Annotated in this window: 17 protein-coding genes; 12 read left to right on the forward strand and 5 right to left on the reverse strand. The window is 66.9% G+C overall.

Annotation, left to right across the window (positions count from 1 at the left end):
- Nucleotide 1: 1 nt before the first annotated feature.
- The 11 genes from eccB (at nt 2) to QUE68_RS00460 (ending at nt 11,943) form a co-directional block, all read left to right on the forward strand.
- Nucleotides 2-1,474: a type VII secretion protein EccB gene (eccB, locus tag QUE68_RS00410; protein WP_286274991.1), complete on the forward strand. Its 1,473-nt coding sequence runs from the start codon at nt 2-4 to the stop codon at nt 1,472-1,474.
- Complete coding sequence (gene eccCa, locus QUE68_RS00415; protein WP_286274992.1) at nt 1,471-3,696, forward strand: type VII secretion protein EccCa; 2,226 nt, start codon at nt 1,471-1,473, stop codon at nt 3,694-3,696. The genes eccB and eccCa overlap by 4 nt, the downstream gene beginning before the upstream one ends.
- The gene (eccCb, locus tag QUE68_RS00420; protein ID WP_286274993.1) at nt 3,693-5,471 is read left to right on the forward strand and encodes a type VII secretion protein EccCb; all 1,779 of its coding nucleotides are present in this window, start codon (nt 3,693-3,695) and stop codon (nt 5,469-5,471) included. The genes eccCa and eccCb overlap by 4 nt, the downstream gene beginning before the upstream one ends.
- A 142-nt stretch (nt 5,472-5,613) precedes the next feature.
- Nucleotides 5,614-5,910, forward strand: coding sequence for a PE family protein (locus QUE68_RS00425; protein ID WP_284232065.1), 297 nt, complete (start codon nt 5,614-5,616; stop codon nt 5,908-5,910).
- Between the two features lie 45 nt (nt 5,911-5,955).
- Complete coding sequence (locus QUE68_RS00430) at nt 5,956-7,248, forward strand: PPE family protein (RefSeq protein WP_284232066.1); 1,293 nt, start codon at nt 5,956-5,958, stop codon at nt 7,246-7,248.
- 91 nt (nt 7,249-7,339) lie between these two features.
- Entirely contained in the window at nt 7,340-7,642 is a 303-nt protein-coding gene (locus QUE68_RS00435; RefSeq protein WP_284224006.1) for a WXG100 family type VII secretion target, read from the forward strand.
- A gap of 30 nt (nt 7,643-7,672) precedes the next feature.
- Nucleotides 7,673-7,960, forward strand: coding sequence for a WXG100 family type VII secretion target (locus tag QUE68_RS00440; RefSeq protein WP_284232068.1), 288 nt, complete (start codon nt 7,673-7,675; stop codon nt 7,958-7,960).
- Nucleotides 7,961-8,073: 113 nt separating this feature from the next.
- A complete protein-coding gene (locus QUE68_RS00445) occupies nt 8,074-9,465 on the forward strand; it encodes a MinD/ParA family ATP-binding protein (RefSeq protein WP_284232070.1) in 1,392 nt (463 codons plus the stop codon).
- Complete coding sequence (gene eccD, locus QUE68_RS00450; protein WP_284232072.1) at nt 9,462-10,991, forward strand: type VII secretion integral membrane protein EccD; 1,530 nt, start codon at nt 9,462-9,464, stop codon at nt 10,989-10,991. Before QUE68_RS00445 ends, eccD begins: the two co-directional genes overlap by 4 nt.
- 14 nt (nt 10,992-11,005) lie before the next feature.
- Nucleotides 11,006-11,644: a hypothetical protein gene (locus tag QUE68_RS00455; protein WP_284232073.1), complete on the forward strand. Its 639-nt coding sequence runs from the start codon at nt 11,006-11,008 to the stop codon at nt 11,642-11,644.
- Complete coding sequence (locus QUE68_RS00460; RefSeq protein WP_284232075.1) at nt 11,641-11,943, forward strand: type VII secretion target; 303 nt, start codon at nt 11,641-11,643, stop codon at nt 11,941-11,943. The genes QUE68_RS00455 and QUE68_RS00460 overlap by 4 nt, the downstream gene beginning before the upstream one ends.
- 15 nt (nt 11,944-11,958) lie before the next feature.
- Here QUE68_RS00460 and QUE68_RS00465 read toward each other — a convergent pair whose 3' ends face one another.
- Nucleotides 11,959-12,933 (reverse strand): secretion protein EccK, encoded by a 975-nt coding sequence (locus QUE68_RS00465; protein WP_286274994.1) that lies wholly within the window; start codon nt 12,931-12,933, stop codon nt 11,959-11,961.
- Here QUE68_RS00465 and QUE68_RS00470 point away from each other — a divergent pair.
- Nucleotides 12,932-13,441 (forward strand): hypothetical protein, encoded by a 510-nt coding sequence (locus QUE68_RS00470; RefSeq protein ID WP_284232079.1) that lies wholly within the window; start codon nt 12,932-12,934, stop codon nt 13,439-13,441. The genes QUE68_RS00465 and QUE68_RS00470 overlap by 2 nt on opposite strands.
- 839 nt (nt 13,442-14,280) lie before the next feature.
- Here the strand turns inward: QUE68_RS00470 and QUE68_RS00475 are convergent.
- The 4 genes from QUE68_RS00475 to QUE68_RS00490 form a co-directional block, all read right to left on the reverse strand.
- Complete coding sequence (locus tag QUE68_RS00475; RefSeq protein ID WP_286274995.1) at nt 14,281-15,423, reverse strand: hypothetical protein; 1,143 nt, start codon at nt 15,421-15,423, stop codon at nt 14,281-14,283.
- Nucleotides 15,424-15,566: 143 nt separating this feature from the next.
- Nucleotides 15,567-15,833, reverse strand: coding sequence for a hypothetical protein (locus QUE68_RS00480; RefSeq protein WP_286274996.1), 267 nt, complete (start codon nt 15,831-15,833; stop codon nt 15,567-15,569).
- Between the two features lie 122 nt (nt 15,834-15,955).
- Nucleotides 15,956-16,297, reverse strand: a complete 342-nt coding sequence (locus tag QUE68_RS00485) for a YbaB/EbfC family nucleoid-associated protein (RefSeq protein WP_284224014.1) — start codon at nt 16,295-16,297, stop codon at nt 15,956-15,958.
- Nucleotides 16,294-17,844, reverse strand: coding sequence for a PPE domain-containing protein (locus QUE68_RS00490; RefSeq protein ID WP_286274997.1), 1,551 nt, complete (start codon nt 17,842-17,844; stop codon nt 16,294-16,296). The genes QUE68_RS00485 and QUE68_RS00490 overlap by 4 nt, the downstream gene beginning before the upstream one ends.
- Nucleotide 17,845 lies beyond the last annotated feature (1 nt).

Genomic DNA, 17,845 nt, shown 5'->3' on the forward strand with positions numbered 1-17,845 from the left:
CATGGCTGGGTTCCGGTTGACCACCAAGGTCCAAGTCAGCGGCTGGCGGTTCCTGCTGCGGCGCGTCGAGCATGCGATCGTGCGGCGCGACACCAGGATGTTCGACGATCCCCTGCAGTTCTACAGTCGCGCAGTCTCTCTGGGCATCGTGATCGCGGTCGTCATCTGTCTAGGCGCCGCCCTGCTGGCGTACTTCAAGCCGCTGGGCAAGCGCGGGGGCGACACCCTCCTCGTCGACAGGAGCACCAATCAGCTCTACGTCGTGATGCCGGGGAACGGCCAGCTGAGGCCGGTCTACAACCTAACGTCGGCGCGTCTGGTGCTCGGCAACGCCGGCACCCCGAACGCGGTGAAGTCCGAGGAGCTGGACCGGATGCCGAAGGGCCAGCCGATCGGCATCCCGGGTGCGCCCTACGCGACACCCGTTGCGCGCGTGCCGGAGTCGACGTGGACGTTGTGCGACACCGTGACCAAGCCCGAGAGCGTCGCGCGCACCGTGCAGACCTCGGTGATCGTGTTGCCGCTCGTCACCGACGGGTCCGTCGGGCCCATGACCGCGGGGCAGGGGATGTTGGTGTCCTACCAGGATCGGGATTGGCTGGTCACCGACACCGGGCGGCATGCGATCGACCTCTCCGACCGCGCAGTGACCTCGGCGGTGGGCATTCCAGTGACCGCCAAGTCGACGCCGATCTCGGAGGGCCTGTACAACGCGCTGCCGAATGCGGGGCCGTGGATCCTGCCGCAGGTGCCCGCGGGCGGTGCACCCAATACCCTCGGGCTGCCGGCGAACCTGGTGACCGGCAGCGTGTTTCAGACGGTGACGGATTCGGCCGCCCAGCAGTACGTGGTGCTGCCCGACGGCGTGGCGAAGGTCAACGACCCCACTGCGGCGGCGCTGCGGGCGTCCAATTCGTACGGGCTGATCTCGCCGCCGTCGGTGGAGTCCAGCGTCGTCGCAAAGATCACCGAGCAGGTGTTCGGCTCGCCGCTGCCGGATACGCCGCTCGACGTCTTGCTGCGGGAGGACTCCCCGACGCTCTGCTGGGCGTGGCAGCGGGAGCCGGGTGACCAGTCGCCCAAGACGGTGGTGGTGACCGGTCGGCATCTGCCAATCGCCGCGGCATCGATGAACACGGGAATCGACCAGATCGGCGGCGACGCAATCGTGTTCATCGCGGGCGGGCAATACGTACGATTGCAATCGCCGGATCCTCGCTACGGCGAGAGCCTGTACTACGTCGACCCGCAGGGTGTCCGGTACGGCATCCCCAACGAGGATACGGCCAACAAGCTGGGCCTGTCCGCACCGGCGACCGCGCCCTGGCAGGTGGTGGGCCTGCTCGTCGACGGGCCGGTCTTGTCGAAGGAGGCGGCGTTGCTCGAGCACGACACCCTGCCCCCCGATCCCGATCCACGGAAGGTGCCCGACGGCAACCAACCCGTGGGGGCGGGGACGGGGGGCGGCTCGTGACGACGCGGAAGTTCACGCCGATCATCAAGCGCGGGCCGCGGTTGACCCCGGGGGAGATCAACGTGACCCCGCCCGACGACCTCGGGGTGGAGATCCCTCCGTCGGGGATCCAGAAGATCTTGCCGTACGTCATGGGCGGCGGCATGCTCGGCATGATCGCGATCATGATCTTCACCGGCATTCGGCAGCTGTCGCCGTACATGCTGATGATGCCGCTGATGATGGTGATGGGGACCGTCGGATTCATGGCGGGCGGTGGGCCCGGCGGCAAGAAGGTTCCCGAGATCAACGCCGACCGCAAGGAGTACCTGCGCTACCTCGCGGGTCTTCGGACGCGGGTGACGTCGTCGGCGTCGGCGCAGGTGGCGTTCTTCAATTACCACGCACCACATCCCGACGATCTGCTGTCCATCATCGGCAGCAACCGGCAGTGGTCGCGGACGTCGAATGCGGACTTCTACGCCGCCGCGCGCATCGGCACCGGGACCGAGGCCGCCGTCGACCGGCTGCTCAAGCCCAACGTCGGCGGTGAGCTCGCGGGCCCCCAGGCGGCGCCGCAACCTCACCTCGAACCGGTCAGCCACATGTGGGTGACCAAGTTCCTCCGCACGCACGGGCTCATCCACGATTGTCCGAAACTCGTTCAGCTGCGGACGTTTCCGACGATCGCCCTCGGCGGCGACCCGGCAGGCGCGGCTGATCTGCTCCGCGCGATGATCTGCCATCTCGCGGTGTTCCACCCGCCGGATCTGCTGCAGATGCGCGTGCTGACCGACAACCCGGAGGACCCGGACTGGGCCTGGATGAAGTGGTTGCCGCACGTTCAACACCAGACCGACACCGATGCGGCGGGCGCGACGCGACTGGTGTTCACCCGTCCGGACGGGCTCTCGGATCTCACCGCTCGCGGACCGCACACCGCGGACTCCGCGCCCAGCGGGCCATACGTCGTCGTCGTCGACCTGACGGGGGGCCGAGCCGGCTTCCCCGTCGACGGCCGGGCCGGGGTCACCGTGCTCACCCTCGGCAACCATCGATCGGCCTACCGGATCAGGGTCGACCAGGACGGTACTGCCGACGATCGGTTGCCCAATCTGAACTTCCGGCGGGTCACCAGCGACTCCGACCGGATGACCCCCGGTCAGGCGGGCCGCATCGCGCGGAAGCTGGCCGGCTGGTCGATCACCGGCACCATCATCGACAAGAGCACCCGGGTGCAGAAGAAGGTCGCGACGGAGTGGCACCAACTCGTCGGGGCCCAGACCGTCGAGGAGGTCACGCCGAGCCGGTGGCGGATGTTCTCCGACCTCGATCGCGACCGGCTGCGGATCCCCTTCGGTCACGAGCTGAAGACCGGGGAGATCCAATACCTCGACATCAAGGAGGGTGCGGAATTCGGTGCGGGTCCGCACGGGATGCTCATCGGCACGACTGGTTCCGGTAAGTCCGAATTCCTTCGGACCCTCATTCTTTCGCTGGCCGCGACAGACCATCCCGATCAGGTCAACCTGCTGCTGACCGACTTCAAGGGCGGTTCGACGTTCCTCGGCATGGAGAAGCTGCCGCACACCGCAGCGGTCGTCACCAACATGGAGGAGGAAGCCGAGCTGGTCAGCCGGATGGGTGAGGTCCTCTCCGGTGAGCTGGACCGCCGCCAGTCGATCCTGCGTCAGGCGGGCCTTCAGGTGGGTGCGGCGGGCGCCCTGTCCGGCGTCGCGGAGTACGAGAAGCATCGTGAACGTGGGGCCGACTTGCCGCCGCTGCCAACGCTATTCGTGGTGGTCGACGAGTTCGCCGAACTGTTGCAGAACCATCCGGACTTCATCCAGCTGTTCGACCGGATCTGCCGCGTCGGCCGGTCGTTGCGAGTCCATCTGCTGCTCGCCACGCAGTCGTTGAATACCGGTGGCGTCCGCATCGACAAGCTCGAACCCAACCTCACCTACCGCATCGCGCTGCGGACCACCAGCTCGGCGGAGTCCAAGGCGGTGATCGGAACGCCTGAGGCGCAATACATCACGAACAAGGAGAGCGGCGTGGGCTTCCTGCGGGTGGGCATGGAGGACCCGGTGAAGTTCCATAGCGTCTTCACCGGAACCAACTACGTGCCGACCGTGCTGGACGCCGATGTCGGGGACTCGGCGCCGAGGCATACGGCGCAGAGCCCGCTGCGCATCCGGCCGTTCACCGCGGCACCGATCGCGGCGGGAGTCGAGACATGACGGTCCAACCGGAACAACGGGTGTTACGGGAAGTCGTGCTGTCGCAGCTCGGCACGGGTGAGATGCGCGCGTATCGAATGTGGTTGCCCCCGTTGACCGATCCAACACCGGTCAACGAACTCGTCGCACGGGATCGTCGTCAGCCGCTGCGCTTCGGGCTCGGCATCATGGACGAACCGAGGCGCCACCGCCAAGAGGTGTGGGGTATCGACGTGTCGGCCGCAGGCGGCAACATCGCGATCGGCGGCGCGCCGCAGACCGGCAAGTCGATGTTCCTGCAGACGCTGGTGCTGTCCGCGTCGGCGACGCACACGCCGCGTCAGATTCAGTTCTACTGCGTGGACATGGGCGGCGGCGGCCTGATGTACCTCGAGGACCTGCCGCACGTCGGCGGGGTGGCCACGCGGTCCGAACCCGACCGCGTCAACCGGGTGGTCGCGGAGATGAAAGCCGTTCTGCGCCAACGTGAAGCAACGTTCAAGCAATACCGTGTCGGCTCCATCGCCGCCTACCGGCAGATGCGCGAGGACCCCACCAGCCCGGCCGCCGCCGACCCCTTCGGTGACGTGTTCCTGATCATCGACGGCTGGCCGGCGTTCGTCGCGGAGTTCCCCGACCTCGAACCCGTCGTGCAGGATCTAGCTGGTCAGGGTCTGGCCTATGGCGTCCACACGATCATCTCGACCCCGCGCTGGACGGAGCTCAAGTCGCGGGTCCGGGATTACCTCGGCACCAAGGTGGAGTTCCGCCTCGGCGACGTGAACGAAACCCAGGTCGACCGGATGACCCGTGACATCCCCGCCAACCGTGCCGGGCGCGCCATCTCGATGGAGAAGCACCACCTGATGATGGGCGTGCCGCGCTTGGACGGCTTGCACGGCGCCCACGACATCGTCGCCGCAATCTCGGCGGCCGTCGAGCACATCGGGTCGTTGCACACCGATCAGGCGCCGCAGGTCCGCGTGCTGCCGGAACGGGTGTACCTGCACGAGCTCGACCCGAGCCCGCCAGGCCCGGGAAGCGACTACCGCACGCGGTGGACGGTGCCGCTCGGACTGCGCGAGTCGGACCTCTCGGTGGCGTACACGCCGATGCACACGACGCCGCACCTGTTGATCTTCGGGGCGCCGAAGTCGGGCAAGACGCGCATCGCGCATGCGGTGGCGTCGGCGATCTGCGCGCGGAACGACCCGTCGGAGGTCCGGTTCATGCTGGCCGACTACCGGTCGGGCCTGCTGGACGCGGTCCCACAGAGCCACCTGCTGGCCGCTGGTGCGGTCAATCGCAACAACGCGAGTCTCGAAGAAGCAATCAAGGCGTTGGCAGTCAACTTGAAGAAGCGCTTGCCGACGCCGGAGCTCACGACTGCCCAACTGCGGTCGCGGTCCTGGTGGAGCGGGCCCGACGTCGTGCTGTTGGTCGACGACTGGCACATGATCGTCGCGGCGAGCGGCATGCTCTCGCCGATGGCCCCGCTGGCGCCGCTGCTTCCCGCGGCCGCGGACATCGGGCTGCACATCATCGTGACGTGCCAGATGAGCCAAGCGCACCGGGCGACGATGGACAAATTCGTGGGCGCTGCCTTCGGTGCGGGTTCGCCGACCATATTCCTCTCCGGCGAGAAGGCGGAGTTCCCGACGAGCGAGTTCAAGCTCAAGCGTCGACCGCCTGGTCAGGCCCTTCTCGTCTCGCCCGATGGCAAGGAAGTCATCCAGGCGGCGTACGTGGACCCCCCCGACGAAGAAGTGTTCGTACCACCTCTGACGGCCCGGTAATATTCACGTATACGTTCAGCAACGCAGCGTGCAATCCGCTAGCAAAGGAATCGCACCTGATTCCACGGGGGAGCAAGTACCGCTCCGTGTGGGCCATCGGCCCAATTGCATTGGTTAGCAATACGTAGGGGAGTAGTCGCAAATGCAACCACTTGAGCACAACCCGGGCGCCGTAGGAGTCGGGTCGGAGGTCGTCTCGAACGGCGTTCGCGGTCTGGCTACGGGAACTGCCGCAGGTGCCGCGGTCAGCGCACTTGCACCGGCCGGAGCCGAGGAGGTGTCGCTGCAGGCGGCCCTCGCGTTCGCTACCGAGGGCATCCAGGCGATGGCCATCAACGCCCTCGCGCAAGAGGAGTTGTCGCGCGCCGGTGCGGCATACGTCGAAGCCGCCGGCATCTATACGGCGGTCGACGAATCCGGCGCCGCCACGCTTTCGTAAGAGCCATCAGCGAACTTCCGAGTCGACAATTAGGTCCAGCAAACTATGTCCGCAGTGCCCGCAATGCTGGCGATGTTCTACGGAGCATTGCCACCTGAGGTGAACACTGCGCGGCTGATGGCTGGGGCCGGCATCGAGCCGATGTACCAGGCCGCGGCCGGCTGGGAGGCACTGGCGATCTCGCTGGAGACGCAGGCCGAGGAGCTCGCCGGAAGCCTTGCGGCACTTCAGGGTTCATGGCAGGGGTCGGGTAGCGAGCGGGCCGTGCAGGCGACCACGCCGATGGTGGCCTGGCTGCGCACGACCGCGATGCAGGCGCAGAAGCGGGCGATGCAGGCCATCGCCCAGGCGACGGCGTACACCTCCGCGATGGTGACTACCCCGCCGTTGCCGGAGATCGAGATGAACCACGTCACGCACGCGACACTGGAGGCCACGAACTTCCTCGGGGTCAACGCGGTGCCGATCGGGGTCAACGAGTCGGACTACTTCGTGCGCATGTGGAATCAGGCCGCCGGCGCCATGGAGGGTTACCAGGCGGAGACGACGCTCAACACGCTCTTCGAGCCCATCCCGCCGATGACCCCGATCGTCATGCCCGGCGTGGGGGAGAGCACGGTGTCTGGGGCGGTGGCCCAGAACGCTGCCCTGCTGCCGGGGTCGATGATGCGCGAGACGGCGTTCGCGCACGTTACGGCCGACGGGCAACTCCAGTCCGTAGCGCTCAAGGCCGGCAACCTGGCCAGCCAGGGCAACATGGCCGCCCAGCGCGGCGAGGGCCAGGCGCAGAAGGCAGAGAACGCCGGTCAGCAGGGCCAGGGCATGCAGCAGGGTGTCCAAATGGCCACGCAGATGGCCTCGCAGGGCGTCTCGATGATCGGGCAGTTGCCACAGCAGGCGATGCAGCCCATGCAGCAGCTCACCCAACCGCTGCAGCAGGTGACCCAGCTCTTCAGCCAGATGGGCAGCAGTTTCGGCTCGGATAAGGCGCAAGTCGGTCTTATCGGGGCGAGCCCCGTGTCTAGCCACCCGTTGGCTGGCGGGATCGGTGCCAGTTCGGGTGCGGGCCTGGTCCGGGCGGCGTCGCTGCCCGGAATGGGTGGCACGTCGACGCGAAGCCCGTTGATGTCGAGCCTGGTGGGTCCGTCCACGGCACCTCCCTCGGCGGTGCCCGGCGCCGCGGCGGGATTGGGAGGCCCCGGTCTGGCGCCGGTGGGTGGCGGAGGCGGTGGCCCGATGGGCGCGATGGGGCAGAACGGCAAGAGCGGCGGGAGCAGGACGGCGTTGAAGGTCCCCTCCCCGCTGCCGTTGGACGAAGACGACGAAGACGACTGGTAAGCCGTCTGCGCAAAAGGACTTTCCGGCCGGAGGGGGCTGGAAGACTCGCCAACACCTTGGTGAGGACACAGGAGAGAAAAGGTAAACAGCGATGCCCCAGATGAATACCGATGCCGCTGTCCTCGCCAAAGAGGCCAGTAACTTCGAGCGCATCTCCGATGAATTGAAGCAAGTGATCGCCGCGGTCGACATGACCGCCAATTCCCTGAAGGCGCAGTGGACCGGTCAGGCCGGGGTCGCCGCGCAGATGGCTCTGCAGCGTTTCGACGCCGCTGCCGCGACGCAGATTCAGGAGCTCAACGACATCTCGAACAACATCCACACCTCTGGTACCCAGTACACCTCGACGGATGACGACCAGGCCGGCAACCTCGCCCACTTGATGCAGCTCTGACTGCACACAAACGGAATACGGAGAATTTAAATGACTGAACAGACTTGGAATTTCGCGGGAATCGAAGGCGGCTCGGGCGAGATCATGGGCGCCGTCGGCCAGACCGCCGGACTGCTCGACGAGGGCAAGGCCTCCTTGGCGTCGCTCGCCGCGGTATGGGGCGGCACCGGCTCGGAGGCGTACCAGGCGGTGCAGGCCAAGTGGGACCAAACCTCCACCGAGCTCAACGCGGCGCTGCAGAACCTGGCGCAGACCATCAGCGAATCCGGCCAGACGATGGCCCAGACCGAAGCCGGCGTGACCGGGATGTTCACCTGACATCACCTCCCACGATGGTGGGCGGGCCGAGTCCTCGCGCCCGCCCACCGCGTGAGCGCCGGGGTATGCGAAAGTCCCTGGCGCACCCAATACTCAAAGTTGAGAGGTAATCCATGTCGGCCGACTATGACCGGCTCTTCCATTCCTCGGAGGCAGCACAGGCCGGCGAGGAGACCGCGACGGTAGACCGAGACCCGTTGTCTCCGGCGGCTGCGGCACCCAAGTCTCCCGCGCATGGTCGCGACGAGTCGCCGTCCGGCCCGCTTCCGGTCGCGCCCACGCAGGCTCAGTCGGCTCCTGCCCCGACCACGGCGCCGCCGCCCCGGCCCACCGAGGTGACGATGCAGATGCCTCCCACCGCACAGCGGGTGCAGAACGGGATGATGCGCGCGCCGCAGTCCGCGGCACCGACCGGGGCGCGGTACGAGCAGAGGCCCGCTACGCCGGCGCCGCAAGCCCGTCCCACCTCCGCACCGGTGCCGTCGCAGCTGTACGCCGAGGGACAAACGGCGTGGCCGCCGCCACCGCTGCTTGCAGGGCAACCGGCGCCGACCTCCGCAGCCACCATCGGCAACCATCGCGCCATCGATGCGCTGTCCCATGTCGGCGTGCGATCCGCGGTGAAGATGCCGCCGCAGCGCGGCTGGCGTCACCTGATCTATCTGCTGACGCGGATCAATCTGGGGCTGTCGTCCGACGAGCTCTACGAGATGGATCTGCACGCCCGGATCCGCCGGAACGCCCGCGACTCCTATCAGATCGGCGTGTTCGGGCTGAAGGGCGGCGTCGGCAAGACGGCCCTGACGGTGGCGCTGGGCTCGTCGTTGAGCAAGATTCGCGGTGACCGCATCCTGGCCGTCGACGCCGATCCCGATGGTGGCAACCTCGCCGACCGAGCCGGGCGTCAGTCGGCAGCGACGGTGGCAGATCTGTTGTCCGACAAGGACTTGAGCCGGTACAACGACATCCGCGCCTACACGAGCATGAACGGTTCCAACCTCGAAGTGCTCTCCTCGGAGGAGTACAGCGGCGCGCGGCGCGAGTTCAACGACGAGGATTGGAAGGGCGCCGTCGGCATCGTGTCGCGGTACTACAACCTCGTCCTCGCCGACTGTGGCGCCGGTTTGTTCCAGCCCGCCTCGCGTGGCGTGCTTGCCACGGTGTCGGGCCTCGTGATCGTGGCGAGTGCCTCCATCGATGGGGCCCGGCAAGCCGCGGTCACCATGGACTGGTTGCGGCAGAACGGGTATCAGGATCTGCTCGGCCGTTCGTGTGTCGTGATCAACCACGTCGTGCCGGGCAAGCCGAACATCGACGTCGACGACCTGGTGCAGCAGTTCGAGCGCCACGTTTCCGCCGGCCGCGTCATCGTGCTGCCGTGGGACAAGCACATCGCTGCGGGCACCGAGATCCAACTCGACCTCCTCGGCGGGCAGTTCCGCAGGCGCGTCACCGAACTCGCCGCGGCACTGTCCGACGACTTCGACAGGCTCGAACGTCGTTGACCGCCACGGCCGCCGCACCTAGCACGTCGGGCGTGACGCCCGGCAGGCCCGCGACGACCCGGGTGACCATCCTGACCGGGCGGCGCATGACCGACCTCGTGCTGCCTGCGGCTGCGCCGGTCGAGACGTACATCGACGAGACCGTGACGGTGCTCGGCGAGCTGCTGGAGGACACGCCCGCAGATGTGTTGGCAGGGTTCGACTTCAAGGCCCAGGGGGAGTGGGCCTTCGCCCGGCCGGGAGCGCCCCCGCTGAAGGCGGCCGAGTCGCTCGACGACGCTGGCGTCGTGGACGGCTCGCTGTTGACGTTGGTGTCGGTGAGTCGCACGGAGCGGTACCGACCGCTCGTCGAGGACGTCATCGACGCGATCGCCGTGCTCGACGAGTCACCGGAGTTCGATCGCACCGCGTTGAACAGGTTCGTGGGGCTGGCCATTCCCGTCGTCACCGTGGTGGTCTCGATCATCGGACTGGTGAGCTGGTCGAAGACGGGGCACGGCTGGTGGTGGACCCTGGCGCTCGGCCTGCTCGGTGTCGGCGTCCTCGTCGGCAGCATGGTGGCGCGCAATCGATATGACAACCTGAACACTTCGGAGAGCCTGCTGGTTGCGGCGCTCGCGCCCCTCGCGGCGGCGGCCGCGTTGGCGGTTCCTCTGCCCGCAGGCATCGACGGACTGGGCGCACCCAACGTCGCGGGTGCCGGTGCGGTGATCCTGCTAATCGTCCTCGCGACGCGGGGCGGTCCGCGTAAACGTGCGGAGATGGCGTCGTTCCTCGCGATCGCGGCCGTCGCAGTCACCGCGGCGGCCGTGGCCTACGGCTACGGGTGGCAGGCCTGGGTGCCTGCAGGCGCCATCGCCTTCGGCATGATCGTCGTGACCAACGCCGCCAAGCTGACCGTCGCCGTCGCACGGATCGCGCTGCCGCCCATCCCGGCACCCGGTGAGACTGTCGCGAATGATGAACTGCTCGACCCTGTCTCGACCAACGATGCCTCCGACGAGGAATCCCCCACGTGGCAAGCGATCATCGCGTCCGTGCCGGAATCGGCGGTACGTCTGACCGAGCGCAGCCATCTGGCCAAGCAGCTCCTGGTCGGTTTCCTGTCCGCGGGCGCCTCGGTGCTGGCCGCCGGCGCGATCACGGTGGTGGTGCAGGGGCACTTCTTCGTTCACAGCCTGATCGTCGCGGGGCTGGTGACGACGGTGTGTGGCTTCCGCTCCCGGTTGTACGCCGAAAGATGGTGTGCCTGGGCGCTTCTGGCCGCGGCCATTGTCATTCCCACCGGTGTGATGGTGAGGCTCAGCGTGTGGTACCCAGACACCGCCTGGCTGGTGCTGAGCATCTACGTCGCGGGTGTGGTCATTGCGCTGATCCTGGTGGGCGCGACCGAGGGTGTGCGCAGGGTGTCGCCGGTGACCAAGCGCATTCTCGAACTGCTCGACGGTGCGGCGATCGCGGCGGTGATCCCCTTGCTGCTGTGGATCGCGGGAGTCTATGACGTCTTACGGAACATTAGGTTCTGAGCGGAGGGCATGGAATGGGAACGGGTCCTGGCGGACAGCCGCCACTGAAGGTCGATCCAGAGCTGCTGGGTAAGTACGGCAACCAATTGCTTACGGCGGCTGGCGATCTCCCCGATGCGCCCGCCCCGTTCACTGTGGCTGGTGCTGATGCCATCAGTCAGGCCATCGCCGAGAAGCTACCCTCGCTGGAGGGCGCCATCCAGGAGGCGTTGCCAAAGCTCAAGAATGAGGCGTCCACCACGGCGTCCAACGTCGTCGAGGCCGCTGGTCGCTATTCGACCACCGATGCCCAGCTCGCCGCGGAATACGAGAAGCACCAGTTCGATTCGGCGGGCAGTGCCGGTGGCGGTCTGGCGTCCGGCGCGTCGGCTTTGGGTGGGGGTGGCGATTCGATGGGCCAACTGGGCCAGATGATGAGCATGCCGATGCAGATGGCGAGCCAGGCCACCCAGATGCCCGCGCAGGCGATGAGCGCCGTTGGCCAAGTGCCACAAGGCATCATGCAGGGCGTGGAGCAGATCGGTCAGATGGGTGGCGCTGGCGGTGGGCAGGACGCCCGCGACGAAGCGGCGGCGGGCGATGCGGATGCGGAACGGGCGCCGACCGAGGCGCGCGCCGCGACCATAGCGCCGGATCGGACCGTAGACCTATGACCGGACCGGTCCTAAGGGTCGATCCGACGGTACTGCAGGACGCGGGTGCTCGCTTCGGTGAGGCGGGCGACGGACTTGCCGGAATGGCGTCCGGTCAATCGCTGGACGCTGCGGCGGCCGGGGTGTCGCAGCTGACGACCGCGGCAGCGTGTCGGTCTGCGCAACAATCGATTTCGGCAGAGATGAGGGCCGCGGCGGATGGTGCCCGGCAGTTCGGTGTCAGCCTCACTGCGGCCGCCGACCAGTACCTTCGGCAGGACCAGGCCGCGGCGAGCGCCGTCGAGGGTGTCCAGATCTAGGTCGTCGCTCCGTGGCTAGACGGTGGCGTCGGCGCTGATCGCGTCCGACATGAGCACACTGAGGTGCTGCCAGTAGACCCAATCTGCGATGGCCGCGCGCTGAACCTCTGCGTCAAGGGCGTTGTGCGCCTTGTGAAGTGCTAGTTCTTGGGCGTGGTCGGCGTACTGTACGAAGGCCTCGAGGTGCGTGAGCCCGCGGTTGGATGCGGTGCTCATTAGCGGTTTGGTGAGCTCGAACCACAGCATCGCCGACCGGTCGTCGGGCGGTGTCGAGTCGGCGGGGGCGACGGGCAGCAGATCTTGGAGTGCGCCGTCGGCCACGGAGGCGAGGCGGGCGGCGGTCTCGGGGGCGATCACCTCGAGGCGGTTGCGCCCTTCCATCTTGCCGGTCTGCGGGATGTCGTCGCGCTGCAGAACGACTTTCGCGATGCCCGGATCGAAGCTGGCGAATTGTTCGGCGGTCGCGATGACGGCCCGCAACTTTTGGTCGTGTGCCTGCGCCCAGCCCTGGATCGCGAGGATCGGGTAGGTGGCCCACTTGGCGCGTTCGGTCGGTGCGATGGATTCGTCGGCCGAGGCCATCGTGACCTGCGGTGGTAGTTCGACGCCGTCGGGGATGTAGCCGATGCCGTAGCTGTTGGCCACCACGATCGAACCGTCGGCGGTCAGGCCCGTCACCCAGAAGAAGCCGTACTGCGGGGTGCCCATGTTGAGCGCCGCGGCGATGCGGCGTGCGTGAATCAAGGCGGCACTGGAGTTGCGTCGTTGTCGTTGCATGGCTCCCGCGGTGGATGCCGAGGCGACGGTGTCGCGTTCCATGCGAGCCGCCGAGACGGGCATCGGTGCCACTCCCGCGGCGGGGTCGGTCTTGGCGGTCGATGCCGGATTGACCCCGGGGCCCGTGCCGGCGGTTGCGGCGGACTGAGCGGACCCGCTTCCTAGCGGGGGTGGCCCGGCGGGCGGTGGGGTCGCCGGGGGTCCGAGCGGCATGGGTGGTGGTGCGGGAGCGCCGGCGTTCGGCGCGCTGACGGCACCGCCACCGCCGGTGCCACCGCCGGGGACGCCTCCGCCGCTGGATCCCCCCGTGGACCCGGCCGAGTGCTGGACCGGCGCGGCGGCGCTGTGGTCGGGCGTCGGTGTCACGGGTGCGACGGGAGCAGCCGTGGCGGCCGCGGGCGACATGCTGGGTTGCGCACTGCTCTGCGTCGCCGCCAGGCCCTTGGCGAACTGCTCGGTGGGCGCCTTCTCGCCGCCGCCGCCGGCCCCTGCTCGCGCCTGCGCGTTCTTCGGTTCTGCCGCTTCGGCTTTCGTTTGTTGGAAGTCCGACGGAGTCGACGGCTTGGCGCTGGACGATCCCGCGTTGGCCGCCGCCGGGCTAGACGAGCCGCTCGAGGGGGAGGCGCCTCCGGTAGACGGTGCGCCCCCGCCGCCGCCCATGCTGGGCGCGCTCGGGGTGCTCGGGTTCATGGGGCGCGCGGTGGAGGGTGGGGTGGGCTGAGGCGATAAGCCAGCGCTACGGACATTCTGAGGTGTCCTTTGGGCATCAAAGTTGGCGCGTGGCGCGCCTGGCTGATCAGGCGGTGCAGCTGTCGCCGCGCCGCGAGCGGACGTTCCCTCGTCGGCGTTTAGCGGCTGAGCACCCCCCGATGGTTCGGCTGTGCGCACAGCGGCGGCATCGGGGCTCGTCGTTCCCGAGTCCCCTGTGTTGAGCTTGGGAGCGCTGGTGGGTCCATTCATACCGCCGCTCACCGCCCGTTGGACACTCGAAAAGCCCGGAACGTTCTCGTCGAAATTGGGGACGTCGTAGTCCGACACGGGCGGGAATACTTGCCCGGCTGTCACCGCGGTGCCAGCGGCACTTACGACTCCCGTGTTCGCTTGAAGCGCCTGCTCGACGACCGCTTCGATGGCGTCCTCACGCTTCTGCTGGTCGTCCTTGTTCGACAGTGATAGCGAATTTAACTGGTCAATTACTTCTTGAGCAGCATCGCAGTTCGCAAGGATCCGCTCTTTGGCGTTCATAATTGACATGTACGCATTTCGATGGAATCGGATGGCGTTGCCAAGCAATTCGCCGATCGCTTGCATACGCTCCGACGCGCTCAGCACCTTGCTCTTCCCGGCCTCTGATGCCCGTCCTAACCAGGTATGCCCGTCGAAAATCGACGTGTGGGTCTGATCCCATGAAACCGCTGCTTCCGCGAGGTGTAAGCCAATCTTGAGGAGTTCGGCGGCACGCTGCGAATGGATATCTTCATCAGCCTCAGGCCATGCCTCCGGAGGTATAGTCATTTGGCTCTGGTACTTGCCAGTTGGCCTAGGGATGGTCATAGCTTCTCAGCCGACCGCCGCTCGACACGCTCCGAGTACGAGTTGATTTAGCTTCACCGACACGTATGAAAGCCAGCTATCGGCGCTTGTGTAATTGTCGCCGACGGCTACGTAGGCTCGAAGGTAGACGGCCGCCGTCGCGCTAAAATCTTCGAGAACCGGATTTTGGCTGCTTCGCCCGACCTGCTCCATATCGCTTGCCCAGCTACTGAGAAACGGCATCGCGGCTCGTTGAAGGGATCTCTGTTGGGGCGTCCATTGAGCCGCAGAAATGTCGGAATCAAGCTGTTGCCACTCGGCAGTGTCCTCATTGAACTTGTCGGAAAGCTGCTGAAATGATGAGCACGCTTGCTCGTTAGCGGTAATGAATCGTGTGGGGTTACCGGGGTCGCTTACTTCCGCAGGATTAAGTGGCGGTGAAGCAGGGTCTACGGCTAACGAGCGGCCAGCGGACCCGTACGTAATGGCGTTGCAAATTCCGACCAGAGCCGAACTGGCGTTAACGTTCGCTGATGCTAGGCCATTATCGGAAGGTGTGTAGTTTGCCACGTTGTCCGCATAGGCACGGCCGAAGGCAATAAACTGCTGGTATAGCTCGCGAACCACGCGGTGCGGCGTTTGTCTAACGAGTCGAATCATCTGATCGGCCGCATTGCGCGTCGCATTCGCCACTGCTTCAACTTCAGTACGTTGATCTGGGGTCCACTCTGCAACTGGCCCTAGCGCGTTTCGCTGGGCTCCCCAGCCATTCCCCTGAATGTCCGCAAGGCTGTTGTTGATGCCGACAAACGCATCGCACGTCGGCTCGTCCGTAATGATGGTGACCGGCCCAGTGTCATTCGCACTGGCGATATCGCTCGGCGCGCCCGACGTCGAGGTCGTGGTACCACCGCCACCGTTATCTCGGGTAAAGAGAAGCGTCGCGCCGACGGTGATGCCGATGACCAAAAGCACGGCGACCGCGACCAAGAGCCACTTCAGGCTGCCGCCCTTCTGCGGAGGCGGTGTCGGCTGCGGCGACCACGCACCCTGCTGCCAGCCCGGCGGTGGCTGCTGGGGGTTGTATTGCGGCCCGAATGGTTGACCCTGATTGGGCGGCGGACCAGGTTGATTGGGCGGCGGCCAGCCACCCTGCGGAGGCATGCTCATGCGCACCTGCCCGTGGATGGCAAATGCATTACCGCACCCCCGCAAGATCCACTGATCACGCACCGAAGTTTACCGACGCACCTACTGAATGAGCCTAGGACAGAAATCGTCACGCCCCGCGCGGCAGTTTCGCGCTTCAATCGCTACGCCAGCATGACGACGACGGCCGCGGCGATGATCACGACGACCAGCACCACGATCCCGATCAGAAGCAAACGCCCGTTACCGGCCGAGGGCACGGATTCGCCATGGCTGGTCCACGTTCCCTGCTCCCACCCCGGCGGCGGCGGTTGCTGCTTCGGGCTGGACACCGTGGGGTCGAATGGCTGACCGTATGGCCGACCCTGATCGGCCTCCGTGGTCTCCCGATGCTGCGGCGTCGACCACCCGTCTTGAGGAGGCGTGCTCATCCGCGCGCTCCCCCACCTAGCCACTTCATTCGCGCACCCCCACAACGGTCACTCACACGTCGTCTCCACCGTAAGTCCCCGATCGGGGCATCCGGTGCACCAAAACGAGCTCAGTTCCGGTTCTACTCGTTGGCATCGTTGAGTTCCGAGGTGATTTCTGCGACCACCGAGTCGATCCGCTCGCGATCCGCCTCCATCGACGCCGCCGCGCTCGCGCCTGCGTTCTGCAGAGCCTCGTTTACCCTCGCCTCGACCGTCTCGGCGCCCAGCCGCAACAGGCCCTCCTCGATGAACACCTCGGTCAACCAGTGATGCCCGTTCAACGTGACCTCGACGGTCTCGGTCTCGTCGGTCGCGGTGAACGATTCACCGGCCATCTTCTCGAGCTGATCGTCCATCAACGACTGCAGACGCTGCGCCTGCTTCAGCACCGAGGCCACCTGCGGGTGCATGTCCTCGGTCATTTCGAATCCTTCGAATCCTGAACGGTTCTGCGCTTGCGGTCCCCGATGACCTCTTCGGTGTAGTCGCGGTCTTCGACGTAGAGGTCCTCATCCGGCGAGAGCCCCGGCGTCCGGCGCTTCTCCTTGCCGCCCTGGGCCTGACCACCATGCGCGCCACCCATGCCGCCGCCCATCGCGCCGCCCGGTCCGCCTGCCCCAGCGGGCCCGCCACCCGTCCCGCCTGCCGTCGGGCCCGGCGCCACCGACACACCACCAACGTTGGGCTGCAGCGGGATCGACCCGGCGCCTCCGCCCCCGGCGCCACCGCCCGAACCGCCCCCGGCGCCACCGCCTGCGTCAGCCGACGCAGGGTGCAGGCTGGGATCGTCGAGCAGCGCAGGCATGTCCTCCGGTCCGCTACCGGGCAGGCTGGGCATACCGCCGCCCGGTGCTCCGCCGGACGGCGCTCCACCGCCAGACGGTTGGCCCCCGCCAGCACCGGCGCCAGCGCCCGCCGGGGACTCCCCCGTCTGAGGCGCTCCGCCGCCAGCTGGATCCGCACCAAGCGGCGACGCGGTGGGTGGCGACATCGACGGCGGCTGACCACCGCCACCCCCTCCGCCGCCTCCGGTACCACTTCCCGGCGGCGTCTGGAAGTCCGAGCCGGGGCCGGACTTACGCGGCTTGCCGTTACCCGTCACCGGCACGGCCGGCACCCCGCTCGGGGGTGGCGTCGGCGGTGTGACCCGTTGCGGGGCGGCTTCTTTCGAGTAGCCCTCGATGATCTCCTCGGACTGGCGCTGTAGCTCCTCCATCTCGAGGCCGAGGGTGTGCGCGGCACTTCCGCCGTTCGCGATCGCAGCGATCATCTGACTCTTCAGCTGCTCATAGTTCTGATAGACGGGCGTGTGGTTGAGGAGCGCCTTGACGTGGGCGTCCGATATCCGCATTGCCTCGGCCGCCAGCTTCTGCCAGGACTCCCCGAGCTGCGAGAGCCATTCGCCGTAGCTGACGAACTTCGCGTAGGCCTGGTCGGCGGCATCGCCCTCCCAGTTCTCGATCTTCACCTTGAACTGCTGGGACGACGCCTGAAGCGCGTTCCCGTTGGCCATCCACTGCGCTGCCGCTTCGCGCAGCGAGGCGCCATGGTCTCCCGCCGACAGCTGCTGCTGGGCCACTTCGACGTCGCCGATCTCGTCGGCCGTCAGGCCGAGTGGACTCCCCATGGGAGCGGGCATCGTCGGCGCGGGGATGGTGTTCAGCTTGGGCGTCTGAGGGGCGCCGATGCCGTCGATGTTCGCCGCGGCGGAGGCGTCGGCCAGGTCGTAGGCTTCGGCGACCGACTGCAGGGTCTCCGCCAAGCGATCGCCCTCGCGGTCGCCGTAGTCCTGGTTGCGATAGAGGAAGCTGGCGTTCTGATTCAGGTTGTCGACGGCGGTCTTGGAGAGCGTCAGCTGGTCTGGTGGGATCACGAGCGGCTTGCTCATCAGACCGCTGAACTGAATGTTCTCGATCTCGACCGCTTTGGTGCGTAGATCCTGCGTGATGACCTTCACTTCGTCGGCCACG

The sequence above is a fragment of the Mycolicibacterium sp. TUM20985 genome, from assembly GCF_030295745.1.
Lineage (GTDB): Bacteria > Actinomycetota > Actinomycetes > Mycobacteriales > Mycobacteriaceae > Mycobacterium.